The sequence below is a fragment of the Natronorubrum halophilum genome (assembly GCF_003670115.1).
GTDB lineage: Archaea > Halobacteriota > Halobacteria > Halobacteriales > Natrialbaceae > Natronorubrum > Natronorubrum halophilum.
Window position 1 is genome coordinate 400,582 of the sequence record NZ_QQTY01000001.1, and the last position, 12,491, is coordinate 413,072.

At 65.3% G+C, this 12,491-nt stretch carries 10 protein-coding genes; 5 read left to right on the forward strand and 5 right to left on the reverse strand.

Going from position 1 to position 12,491, the window contains the following annotated elements:
• Positions 1 to 21 precede the first annotated feature (21 nt).
• The 5 genes from DWB23_RS01930 to DWB23_RS01950 all read right to left on the reverse strand — a co-directional run bounded on the left by DWB23_RS01930 (position 22) and on the right by DWB23_RS01950 (position 6,566).
• A complete protein-coding gene (locus DWB23_RS01930) occupies positions 22 to 1,572 on the reverse strand; it encodes an ABC transporter substrate-binding protein (protein WP_121741121.1) in 1,551 nt (516 codons plus the stop codon).
• Positions 1,569 to 3,752: a dipeptide ABC transporter ATP-binding protein gene (locus DWB23_RS01935; protein WP_121741122.1), complete on the reverse strand. Its 2,184-nt coding sequence runs from the start codon at positions 3,750 to 3,752 to the stop codon at positions 1,569 to 1,571. The genes DWB23_RS01930 and DWB23_RS01935 overlap by 4 nt, the downstream gene beginning before the upstream one ends.
• A 2-nt stretch (positions 3,753 to 3,754) precedes the next feature.
• Positions 3,755 to 4,609, reverse strand: a complete 855-nt coding sequence (nikC, locus tag DWB23_RS01940; RefSeq protein WP_238717358.1) for a nickel transporter permease — start codon at positions 4,607 to 4,609, stop codon at positions 3,755 to 3,757.
• Between the two features lie 71 nt (positions 4,610 to 4,680).
• Positions 4,681 to 5,637, reverse strand: a complete 957-nt coding sequence (nikB, locus tag DWB23_RS01945) for a nickel ABC transporter permease (protein ID WP_121741892.1) — start codon at positions 5,635 to 5,637, stop codon at positions 4,681 to 4,683.
• Positions 5,638 to 6,317: 680 nt separating this feature from the next.
• Positions 6,318 to 6,566: a hypothetical protein gene (locus DWB23_RS01950; RefSeq protein WP_121741124.1), complete on the reverse strand. Its 249-nt coding sequence runs from the start codon at positions 6,564 to 6,566 to the stop codon at positions 6,318 to 6,320.
• Positions 6,567 to 6,739: 173 nt separating this feature from the next.
• Here DWB23_RS01950 and DWB23_RS01955 point away from each other — a divergent pair, with 173 nt between their 5' ends.
• From DWB23_RS01955 to DWB23_RS01975, 5 genes are all read left to right on the forward strand, one after another.
• Positions 6,740 to 7,972 carry an HD domain-containing protein gene (locus DWB23_RS01955; RefSeq protein ID WP_121741125.1) on the forward strand — a complete coding sequence of 411 codons (1,233 nt, stop codon included), beginning with the start codon at positions 6,740 to 6,742 and terminating at the stop codon, positions 7,970 to 7,972.
• Positions 7,973 to 8,531: 559 nt separating this feature from the next.
• The gene (locus tag DWB23_RS01960) at positions 8,532 to 9,653 is read left to right on the forward strand and encodes a lipid II:glycine glycyltransferase FemX (protein WP_121741126.1); all 1,122 of its coding nucleotides are present in this window, start codon (positions 8,532 to 8,534) and stop codon (positions 9,651 to 9,653) included.
• A gap of 334 nt (positions 9,654 to 9,987) precedes the next feature.
• Positions 9,988 to 11,001, forward strand: coding sequence for an alcohol dehydrogenase catalytic domain-containing protein (locus DWB23_RS01965; RefSeq protein ID WP_121741127.1), 1,014 nt, complete (start codon positions 9,988 to 9,990; stop codon positions 10,999 to 11,001).
• Between the two features lie 261 nt (positions 11,002 to 11,262).
• The gene (locus DWB23_RS01970; protein WP_121741128.1) at positions 11,263 to 12,030 is read left to right on the forward strand and encodes an NAD-dependent epimerase/dehydratase family protein; all 768 of its coding nucleotides are present in this window, start codon (positions 11,263 to 11,265) and stop codon (positions 12,028 to 12,030) included.
• A 118-nt stretch (positions 12,031 to 12,148) separates the two neighbouring features.
• Positions 12,149 to 12,367: a DUF7535 family protein gene (locus DWB23_RS01975; protein WP_121741129.1), complete on the forward strand. Its 219-nt coding sequence runs from the start codon at positions 12,149 to 12,151 to the stop codon at positions 12,365 to 12,367.
• Positions 12,368 to 12,491: the final 124 nt, after the last annotated feature.

A 12,491-nucleotide genomic window follows, 5' to 3' on the forward strand; every position in this document is an offset into this window, starting at 1 on the left:
ACAGCCAGCGGTCCGCGCCCCTTACTCCTCGAGTTCGACCGACTCGAGACCGTACCGTAATTCGGTCGGATGCGGTTCGTAGCCGTCGACGGCCGTCGACGTCGCGACGACGTTCGTGTAGTTCGTGAGGACGGCGATCGGCGCTTCGTCGACGGTAATCGACTGGACCTCGTAGTAGCGCTGTTTTCGTTCCTCGCGCTCCTCGAGTTCGCGCGCTTCCTCGAGAAGCGTATCGACCCGATCGTTTTCGTAGCCGTGGTGCAACGACGCCGCCGTCGAGTGAACCATCTCCGTGAGTCGATCCGGATCGGGATACCACAGCGTCCCCCACGAGGTCAGGTAGGCGTCGAACGAGCCCCGACCGGCCCGGTCGTCCATCGAACTGAACTCCATCGTCGTCACGTCGACGTCGAACCCGACGTCGGCGAGTTGGTCCTGGATCACCTCGGCGATCAGCGGGAGGCTCCGCGCATCGAACGTCATGAACTCGACGCTGAGCGCCGATCCGTCGCGGGTTCGAACGTCCCCGGCGCCACTCGATCCGCCCGTCCAGCCGGCGTCCGAGAGTAGACTTCGAGCGCGGTCGGGGTCGTAGATCCGGTCGTCTATGTCCGGATTCGCCCACTCCGTAATCGCCGGCGAAAACGGGCCAACCGCGGGCTCTTCGGCACCGTCGAGAACCGACTCGGTGATCGCCGTTCTGTCGACGGCGTAGCTCAGCGCCCGTCGGACGCGCTCGTCGTCGAACGGTTCCGACGTCGTGTCGAACGTGAGGAACCTGATGCGCGGGATTTCCGGGGTGTAGACATCGATGCCATCCGTGGACTCGAGGGACGCGACCATCTCGGTGGGGAGAATTCGCGCCATCTCGAGTTCGTCGTTCTCGAGTTTCATCCGCCGCGTCTGATCGTCTTCGACGACCTCGTAACGAACGGACTCGAGGGCCGGATCGTCCCCGTAGTACTCGTCGTTACGAACGGCGCGAAGCTCGGTGCCGGCCCGGGCCGACTCGAAGACGAACGGTCCGGTGCTCACCGGCTCCGAAACGCCGCCGTCGTCCTCGAGCGCCCCCGGACTGAGGAGCACCGCCTCGTTGCGCGAGAGGTGAGCGGGGAGCGGCGAGAACGGCGTTTCGGTTTCGACGTCGAGGGTCGTCTCGTCGACCGCCTCGATAGTATCGATCGGGACGGCCGCGAACGCCGACGACGCGGCGGTTCGACGAAGCGACTCGACGGCGGCCGTCGCATCGAACGGCTCGCCGTCGTGGAAGGTCACGTCCGCTCGAAGCTCGAACCGCCACCGATTCGCGTCGCGTCGGTCCCAATCGGTGGCCAACTCGGGCATCGGATTCGCGTCGTAATCGACGCCGACCAGGGCCTCGGTGATGCCGAGTCGCCGAAGCAGACTGCCTCCGTCGAGGGGGTCACTCCCCGGTTCCCACGGCCCGCCGATACGCATCTCGGCCGCGTCGGTCTCGCTCGAGAGACAGCCGGCGGCGGCGAGCGTCGCGGTCGCGAGCGTCGTTTTGAGTGCGGTGCGTCGATTCATCGTGCGTGGTGACTCGTCGGTCATCGTGTATCTGGTTCGTGAGTGGTGGTCGTCGCCGGTCGTGTGCGCCGCGTTTCCGGTTCGTCGTCCGGTTCGGTCGCGAACAGACACCGCGATCGAGCGTCGCCGACGGGTTCGAGGGCGGGGTCGGTCCGCGAGCACTCGTCGTCGGCGACCGGACAGCGAGGGTGAAACGCACAGCCGGCCGGCGGTGCCGTCGGGCTCGGCGGCTCGCCCGCCAAGGCGTCGTGATAGTGGTCGCTCGTCGCGTTGGAACGGTCGCCGGGGGTCGCTGCCAGCAGCGTTTCCGTGTAGGGATGGATCGGCTTCGAGAGCGTCCGACTCGCCGGGCCGACCTCGACGAGCTCGCCGAGATACATCACCGCGACGCGGTCAGCGACGTGGCGAACGACGTCCAGATCGTGCGAGACGAACAGGTACGTGAGCCCGAGGTCGTCCTGCAAGTCGGCGAGGAGATTGAGGATCGCGGCCTGAATCGAGACGTCGAGCGCGGCCGTCGGTTCGTCCAGAACGAGCACCGACGGCTCCAGGGCGAGCACTCGAGCGATCGCGACGCGCTGGCGCTGCCCGCCCGACAGCTGTCGGGGGTACCGGTCGGCGTACTCGAGGGAGAGGCCGACGAGCGACAGCACGTCCTCGACGCGGTCGTCCCGGCGCGCGGGCTCCCAACCGGCCTCGACCAGCGGTTCGGCGATCGACTGGCCGACCGTCCGTTTCGGATCGAGGCTCGTGCCGGGGTTCTGGAAGACGAACCCGATCTCGGAGAGTTGGTCGTTCGTCCGCGAGCCGACGGCACCGACCGACTCACCACGTAACCGGACGGTTCCGTCGGTCGGTTCCTCGAGCCCTGCGATCAGCCGCGCGAGCGTCGATTTCCCGCAGCCGCTCTCGCCGACGAGGCCGACGGTCTCCCCGGCTTGCAGGGCGAGGGAGACCCCCCTGACGGCCGGGACCACCGCGTCGGTTCCGAGGAGTCGGTCGAGGAGCGCGTCGGATTCGCGGAAGAACTTGGTGACGGCTTCGAGTTCGACGACGGGTCCGTCGTGTGCCGATCGCTGCGTGCGATCGTCCGCCGCGTCCGTCGCGTGACTACCCGTCGTTCGACGTTCGCGGCCGCGTGCCGATCCCGCGGACGTCGCCGCGCGCATCGACTCGGTCGTCGCGGTACGCGCCGCCGGAACGCCACACCGGACCGTGTGCGTATCCCCGTTGCCTACCGAGACGAGCGGCTGGTCGTCGCGACACTCCTCGGTCGCGAACGGGCAGCGATCCGCGAAGACGCAGCCGGGATTCGGCGGCGAGCCGTCGGGCGGCGTTCCGGCGACCGTCGGCAGTCGAGTCTGTGGTTCCGATCGGTGAGGCAGACAGCCGAGCAACGCTTTCGTGTAGGGGTGACTCGGATTGGCGCGCAGTTCTTCCGCCGGCCCCTGCTCGACGACCGTCCCATCGTACATGACGACGACTCGGTCACAAAGGTCGGAGACGACGCCGAAGTCGTGGCTGATCAGGAGGATGCTCATTCCCCGCGTCTCGTTCAACTCGGCGAGGCGCTCGAGGATCGCCGCCTGGGTCGTCGCGTCCAGCCCCGTCGTCGGTTCGTCGGCGATCAGCACCGACGGCCGGCGGGCGAGCGCGATCGCGAGGAGCGCGCGCTGGCGCATCCCGCCGCTGAACTGGTGGGGGTAGGCGTCGATCCGCTCTTCGGGTCGCGGAATGCCGACCGTCTCCATCAACTCGAGGACCCGCGAACGTGTCCGTCGGGATCGGAGCCGCGAACTCGCGCCGACCGCGAGTTCCCTGAAGACAGATTGGCGTTCCGGACTTCGGTGCACCCGGACGGCTTCGGCGATCTGTTCGCCGACGGGGTAGACCGGATTGAGCGTCGTCGACGGGTCCTGAAACACCATCGCGAGGTCGCGCCCGCGCAGTCGCCGCAGCGTTCGGTCGACGGCCGTCGTGAGGTCGCGACCGTCGTAGCGAACGCTGCCGCCGACGATTTTGCCGGGCTCCTCGAGCCGGACGATCGAGCGAGCGGTGACGGATTTACCGCAGCCGCTCTCGCCGACGAGACCGACGATCTCGCCGGGTTCGATTCCGAAGGAGACGCCGGAAACGGCGTGGACGGTCTCCGACTGCGTCCGGAACTGTACGTGGAGGTCGTCGATTGCGAGTCCATCGCTCATGATCAGGGGTGTCTCCGCTGTCGGTCGTCCAGGTGGTCCGGATCCAGCGCGTCCCGAAGGCCGTCGCCGAGCAGGTTGAATCCGATGACGGTGCCCGCGATGGCGACGCCGGGCGCGGTGATGAGCCACGGTGCCGATCGCAGGTAGATCCGCCCGTTGGCGATCATCGTTCCCCACTCGGCCGTCGGCGGCTGTGCGCCCAGGCCGAGAAAGGAGAGCCCGGCCGCCGCGAGCACGACGGTGCCAAGGTTGAGCGTCGCGAGAACGATGACCGGACTCGCGACGTTCGGCAGCAGGTGTCGCCTGACGATCCGCCGGCGCGGGGTTCCGTAGAGCCGGGCGACCTGAACGAACGGCCGGTCCTTGATCGCGAGAACGCTTCCGCGCACGAGACGCGCGTACGTCGCCCAGCCGACGACCGAGAGCGCGATCACGACGTTCGTCAGGCTCGGCCCGAGGACGCCGGCGACCACGAGCGCGAGCACGAGTCCGGGAAACGCGAGTTGAACGTCCACGAGTCGCATCAATGCGGTATCGGTGAGCGTCCCGCCGGTAGCCGCGACCACCCCGATGGCCGTCCCGATGACGAGCCGAACGAGCGTCGCGACGAGTGCCAGGGCGAGCGAGATTCTGGCACCGTAGACCAGCCGGGTCGCCACGTCGCGGCCGAGCGCGTCGGTGCCGAGCGGATGGGCGAGCGACGGCTCCTGAAGCCGGGCACCCAGCGACTGGGCCGTCGGATCGTAGGGAGTCACTAGCGGTCCGACGATCGCGACGAGCGCGAGGGCGCAGACGATCCACCCGCCGAGACGGATCCGGAAGTTTCGGCGAACGACGACGCCGAGCCCCGATCCCAGGCGAGCGCGGACTCGCTCGCGGAGCGTGGACAACCACGGGATCGCCTCGAGACGGGTATCGGAACGCGGTTTCACGGCCGATCACCCTGTGATCCTCGCCCCCGGTCGATGCGGGGATCGAGTGCGACGTACGCGAGATCCACGAGTTGGTTCGTCACGACGAACGTGAGCGCGGTGACGAGAACGATACCCTGTATGATCGGGTAGTCGCGGGCGAAGACGGCGTCGACGAGTAACGTCCCGAGCCCCGGCCGCTGGAAGACGACCTCGACGACGACCGCACCGTTGAGAACGAACCCGAACTGGAGGCCGACGATCGTCACGACCGGCACCAGAGCGTTCCGGAGCGCGTGTTTGTAGACGACGAGTCGCTCGCGGACGCCCTTCGAACGCGCGGTGTCGATGTACTCCGCCTCGAGGACGTCGAGCATCGACGTCCGGACGAGTCGCGTGATGATCGCGGCCATGCCGGTTCCGAGCGTGATCGCCGGGAGGACGAGGTGACCGAGCGTTCCGACGCCGGAGACGGGCGTCAACCCGAGCCAGAGCGAGAAGACGAGGATCAGCAGGTACCCCAGCCAGAAGTTCGGCATCGAGATCCCCACCAGTGCGGCGATCTGACTCGTGCGATCGATCCAGGTGTCGCGATGGACGGCGCTCAACACGCCCAGCGGAACGGCCAGCAACAGCGAGACCGCCGTCGCCGCCAGCGCGAGTTCGAGCGTGTTCGGCAGGTACTCTAGCAACAGCGTCGTGACGGGTTCCGACCGGTAGTAGGAGGTCCCGAGGTCGCCCTGAAGCGCGTCGGTGAGCCACGAGAGGTACTGAACGAGAAAGGGGTCGTCGAGCCCGTGTTCGGCACGAAACGCCGCGGCTTCGGCCGCCGACGGCGGGCTCTGTCGCTGCTCTCTGAGGATCGTGTACGCCGGGTCGCCGGGCGTCAGAAAAACGAACCCGTACGTGAGGAGCGACACGCCAACCATCACGACGGTGACCGAGGCGAGGCGCTCGAGGAGTGCGCGTATCACGGTCTCACCACCGTCGGGCCGAACCCGCCCGAACGGGACGGCGAATCGGCCGATTACCGCTCGAGACCATCGGATCGGCAACCGATCCGCCTCTCCGATCGTCTCCGTTCGCTCCTCGATACCGCCGTTCGGCCCGGGTACCTGTGGCCTCGAGCGCAGACATAAAACTGAATTGGGGTAGTGAAAGCTTAGTTGTAAAACTTCGGATTTCTGCGGATGGAGTATCGGACCCGACGCGCGCATGTCGATGGTCGGTCTCGGCAGTTCGCCCCATCAATTAACAACTCTAAACATACAGATGATAAACATTGTTATTTCTCTTGGGTATAGTATCAACTATGGAGCGTCGTCCGAAGAACTGTTCTGTGAAGTCGCCGACCGACTTCCGATCAGCACTGGATACGACGGGTCAGTACTGTAGGAACAACTGACACGATTTACACACCCACGGTTCTCGATCGCTTCGTTTGCTCACGGCTTGCAGGACTCGCCGTCTGCTCACGGGCGCTGTGCGCCCGTTCGCATGGTCCGCGGGATCAAAGATCCCGCGCTATTCGCATTCCCGCGGTTCTCGCTCACTCCGTTCGCTCCGAACCGCGCTCGCTCCGAACCGCGCTGCCCTCGTGGATCAGGTGTGCAGCGACGTTCAGTGGCTACGATAGCCGAGCGTGCCGTGAATCCTATGCTTCCTCGACCCTGCTAACGGTCTCGATTTCGTCGTATCGGACGCTTCCTTCGGTGAGCGAGCGTCCGTCGAGTTCGAGATACGCGGGTTCGAATCCCGTCACTTCGCCGGTGAGCTCAGGATCGTCGCCGCCGGTTCGCTCGCGCCCCCAGATCTGGACGACGTCGCCGACGGTAACGTGGTCGCGAACGAGTTCCGCAGCACGATCTTCGCTCGCGTCGGGTGGGACAGTCAGTTCGGTCATAAGCGGTACGGGCAAACGCCAGCCACGCGGGTAAGTGACCCCTCGTCAACTGACGGCCGCTTTTAACTCGCGTGACGCACTCGAGCCGTCGATCGTCGTCTCCCCTCCGGGACGCGCGGGCGATCTACCGGTCCAAACGACAGTTTTTGTGTGATAGCGCCGAAGCAGTCGGTATGAAGACGATCAAGGATAGCGTCCACGATCACATTCGGATCGACGGGGTCGCCCACGCTCTTCTCGATACGCCCGAACTACAACGGCTCCGAAACATCCGACAGCTCGGAACCGTTTCGCTGGTCTATCCGTCGGCCAATCACACGCGTTTCGAGCACAGCCTGGGCGTCTACCACCTCGCCTGCGAAGCCCTCGAGCACCTCGGCGTCGAGGGACGACAGGCCGAACGCGTCCACGCGGCCGCGCTCCTCCACGACGTCGGCCACGGACCGTTCAGCCACAACCTCGAATCGATCACCCACCGACGAACGGGGCGGTACCACGACGACGTCCACGAGTTGCTGGTCGAGGGCGACGTCGGAGCGGTTCTGCGCGAGCACGACCTCGAGCCGACCGCGGTTGCGGACCTCGTGGCGGGCGAGGGCCGGTTCGGACAGCTCGTTTCGGGCGAACTCGACGTCGACCGGATGGATTACCTCGTTCGCGACGCCCACCACACGGGCGTCCCCTACGGAACGATCGACCACGGACGCCTCGTTCGCGAGTTGACGTTCGCCGACGGCGAACTCGTCCTCGACGAGGGCAACGTCCAGAGCGCGGAGAGCCTGTTGGTCGCGCGAGCGCTGATGAACCCCACCGTCTACAGCCACAGCGTCGCCAGGATCAGCAAGGCGATGCTCCGCCGGGCGACCGAACGATTGCTCGAGTCGCCCGCTGCCGATATCGACGCCGCCACCCTCCAGCGGATGGACGATCACGACCTGATCGTCGCCCTCCGCTCGTGTGAGGCGACGGACGAGTTCTCGCGGCGACTGGACCAGCGGGACCTGTTCAAACGGGCGGTGTGGGCCGAGATCGACGACGTTCCCGGCGGAATCATCGAGGCCGACCACGAGACCATTCGGGAGTTCGAACGCGAAATCGCCGACGCTGCCGGCGTCGATCCGGAACGTGTGATCCTCGACGTTCCGGGTCGCCCCTCGATGACGGAGTCGACGACGCGCGTGATGGTCAACGGCGACGTTCGTCGGCTCGGCGAGCAGTCGCCGCTGGTCGAGGCGCTCCGAGCGGCGCAGTACTCCCAGTGGCGACTCGGCGTCTACTCGCCGCCGGAGCTGCGCGACAGGGTCGGCCGGGCCGCCGTCGCCGTCCTCGGATTAGATATCGACGGCGGACTCGTGAGCGAGGTTCGAGACGGTCTCGACGCGACGCTGGACCAGTTCGTCGAGTGACCGTCTCGAGGTCGTCTCGTCCCTCGGTGCTGTACCCTCGTCGCCGAGGGATCGTTTGAAATGGATCCCCGCTCTCCGAGACCGACTCGCTGTTTGCACACCGATTACACAACCGCCGTGCGGTCGGGTGCCTGCTGGCGTTCGGCGACACCCGTGCGCAGACGAAGCCACAACGACAACTGTGGAGCGGGCGACCTGATACATCAGTGACGGTAAAAGACGATATTGACGGACAGTAACGATAGCCATCCGAATCGACGCTTCCTCTCGAGGTGTCAGCGCCGTCGTCCCACCGATCGAAGGCGTCGGGAAACGAGATCGCTGCTGTCGGCCTCGCGGACACCCGCCGTTCGTAACAGGATGGTTTCGCCACCGGGAAACGATCGTTCGGAACCTGTACGGGACCGTTACTCTCCCCCGTAACTGTGTCTCACTCCGACGAGGAGTTTCGATCGGTTCAGCAGAGACGTTCGCGACACCCTGATAGTCGGTCGACGACGAAATACCACTGTACAGGAAAACAACTTAACGTGGTCGTTCATGTTGCTATGAGTTACGAATGGCCCAGACGACCGCAGCAACTATCTCATCGGAGTCATCGAACGGGATCTCGAAGGCCGGGACCGACATCAGCGAGTCGGCCAGGACGGTGCGTACGTCGGCGGCCGGTCTCGAAGTCACCCTCCTCGAGACGATTCGAGCGACGTCGGCGTCACGGTGGAACGCGGTCGTCGAACGAGCGACCTGTGGGAGCATCTTTCACCGCTACGAGTGGCTCGAGGCCATCGAGGACGGGCTCGGATACACGCCGCGGCATCTCGTCGTCGAAAAAGACGGGAACACCATCGGGCTGCTACCGAACTTCGTCGTCGATATCGAAAAGACGCCCTTCCGCCGGCTCTCGTCGGCGTACCCGGGGTTCGGCGGGCCGCTGGTTACGACCGACGCGGGCGATTCGCTGTCGCTGCTCGCCGAGACCGTTCCGGATCTCTGTACCGGTCGGACGGTCGTCCACCAGATCCGCGCCCTCGATACGAAGTACCTCCGGTACAACGATCTCCTGCAATCGGAAGGGTACGAACCGTACCGGCGGGAGTGTCGGTTCGTGCTCGATCTGACGCAGGGGTACGACGAGATCCGCGACGGGATGAGCAAGACCAGACGGAACGGAATCGAACGCGGACGCGACGCCGACTACGAGGTCGTCGAGGAAGAACTCACACCGTCGACCGTCGAGCGATTTTACGCGGCGTACGAGCAGGTGATGGACCGCGTCGGCGGCGACGTCTATCCGCGCTCGTTTTTCGAACGGCTGTCGGCGATGCGCGAGCGACTGCTGTTGATGACGATCCGGATCGACGGCGAATACGCGGGCGGGTTCCTCGAACTCCTCGACGAGCAGCGGTCGTCCATCCACGGCTTTTTCGCCGCGGTCCCGCGGGAGTACTTCGACGATCACGCGTCGGAGTTGCTCTATGACCAGGTGATCCGATGGGGGATCGAGAACGGGTACGAGACGTACGACTTCGGCAGTACGAACTCGAGCTTCGAGAACGGCGTCTTCAGGTTTAAAGAGGGGTTCGGTGGACGGCTCATCCCGATCCTCGTCTGGGAACGCGGCTGTAGTCCGCTCTGGAGGGTGCTCAAAACGGGCCGATCGCTGTACTGGCCCCACCGGTAGCGTTGACGCCTTCGCGTTCGATCGGCATGAACAGCAACGAGAGCGACGGAGGTCCGAGTGCGAGAATCGAACTACGCGTCTCAGTCGAAACTGACTGAAGGATGACCACTACCCCAACCCGGACGCGAGTGCATCCGAATCGACTACGGATCGACAAAAAGGTCTTCTGTCGGCTCTCGGTTCGTGAGATCAATCGGTACCGGAAATCGCCCGAGGAAACGCTACTGTCCCGTTACGTGACGAGTAACAGAGCTCGCGAGTTGGACCGCCAGTTCGGCGACTCGCGTTTCCTCGTCCCTCACCGTCTTTACCCTCGAGACCGACTCCAGAACCGATGCGAGCCGCAGCGTTTACCGATCTGATCGGCCCGGACGGAGTGAGCGTCATCGACCAGTCTGATCCAGCCCCCGGCCCCGGTGAGGCCCTCGTCGATATCGAGGCCTGTGCGATCAACCGCCACGACCTCTGGATTCTCGAGGGCGATTCGGCGATGGTCGACGCGGACGACCTGCCGTTCGTCACGGGGCTCGACGTCGCCGGCGTCGTCAGTGATGTCGGCGCGGACGTCAGGGGCGTTGAACCCGGCGACAGGGTCGTTCTCTGCCCGAATCAGACCTGCGGAACCTGTCGGTTCTGTCGCGAGGGGCCGGAGAACACCTGCGAGCGCTTCTCGCTCTATCACGGCGGCCTCGCGGAGTCGGCTCGCGTACAGGCCGATCGACTCGTCGCGCTGCCCGACGGCGTGGACGCGACCGCCGCAGCCGCGCTGCCGACGGCGTACATGACGGCGTTTCACATGCTCCGACGCGCCGACGTCGGCCCGGGCGACCTCGTCTTCGTCCCAGGCACAACGGGCGGCGTCGGCGTCGCCACCGTCCAGCTCGCGGCCATCCTCGGCGCTCGGACGGTCGGGACGTCTTCCTCGGCGAGCAAACTCGAGCGCATCCGCGAACTCGGCCTCGACCACGGGATCGAGTCGACAGATACCGACGACATCCGCGATGCAGTCGCCGAGGTCGGCGCTCCAGACGCGGTCATCAACCACCTCGGCGGCGAGTACACGAAACTCGGCCAGCACGTGCTGCGCCGCGGCGGGACGATGGTCGTCTGCGGCCGAACGGCCGGCGACGAGTCGACGATCGACGTTGCGAACCTCTTTCTCGGACACAAGTGCGTCGTCGGCTCGACGATGGGGACGCAGGACGATCTGCGGCGGCTCGTGAAGTTGGCGGCTTCGGGAGCGCTGTCGCCGGAAATCGATCGGACGTTCGCGCTCGAGGAGACCGGCGACGCCTTCGCGACCATGCAGGACCGCGAGAGCGTCGGCAAACTCGTCGTCGAACCGTAGTCAGCAGACCCGTTCTCGGATGCGTTTCAGCAGGTCGCCCTCTTCGCCGCCGGGTGGGACTTTCGAGGTGGGATCGCTGCTTTTCGCCGTTGAAGAATTCAGTCGAGTTCGACCACGTCTCCGTACACGAGAACGCCTATAGTAGCCACTGAACGTCACTGCACACCTGATCGCACGACGGGTGTGTAAATCGGTTCAGTTGTTCCGATAGCCGGAACGCGCTGGCCCGACCTATTTCCACTCTCTCGATGTCTACCGCCCATGACCGACATCGCCATCACCGGCGCATCGGGACGGGTCGGCAGGGAGGCTATCGAGGCGTTTCCGGACGCGAATCTCACGCTCTTTTCCCACAGCGAGACCGAGGACCTCGACACGCAGCCCATCGATATCACGGATCGCGACGAGTTCGTCGACGTTCTCGAGGGCCAGGACGTGTTGATCCACCTCGCGGCGAACTCCGGTCCGCGAGCCGAGTGGGACGAGGTCTCGGGCCCGAACGTCGAGGGGCTCTACAACGCCTACGCGGCGGCGGCCGAGAACGACCTCGAGCGGGTCGTCTTCTCGAGTTCGAACCACGCGGTGAATATGTCGAACACCGTCTCGCCGATCCGGCCGGAAACGACGGTCGGAAAACCGGACGTCGTCCGTCCGGACGATGGGATGGATCCGGACACCTACTACGGCGTCACCAAGGTCTTCGGCGAGGCGATGGGCCACTACTACGCGAAGCGCCACGGCATGGACGTGGTCAACCTGCGAATCGGCTGGTTGCTCTCCCCCGACGAACTAACGCGGGAGGTCGAAGAGCGCGACGCACCGGGTGAGCGCTTCGCCCGCGGGATGTGGCTCAGCCCCGCGGACTGCCGTCGGGTGATTCGCGCGGCCGCGACGACGAGTCTCGACGAGAATCCCACGACGGCCCACGGGATTTCGAACAACTCCGAGCGATTCCTCTCGCTCTCGGAGACGATGCTCGAGTTGGCCTATCGACCGCGAGACGACTCGGCCGACGTGCTCGAGGAGTAACCCGCTCTCGAAATCGCGGCTCCGGCCGGCCGAACGGATCACGGACTTCGCACCGCCGCGCGGTCGAACGGATCCTGGAACCGTAAGGTCGAATACCGACAGGGGCCTACTCGGCGATATGTCTACAAAGGTAGCCGACTCGACGGGCTACGCGCCGAACTTCCAAATGTCGGCGTTCGGATACATCATGGCGGGTATTCTCGTGGTCCTCATGTTGCCACTGTTGCCGGTACTCGTCCCCGCATACGTCCTCTGGCGGGTGTTCTTCGGAGAGACGAAGTTCGAACACAGTTTCGAGTCGTGGCGAGAATCGGAGCAGCCACCCGGCGACTCGTAACTCCGGTCGTTCGCTTTCGCGCCGATGGACTCGGTCAGCGACGCGACTCGAGCCCTGCGGGTCACCGCGAATACGATCGGCTCGGTCGGGTTCAACGGCTCAGAGTGCGGTATCCCCGCCGTTG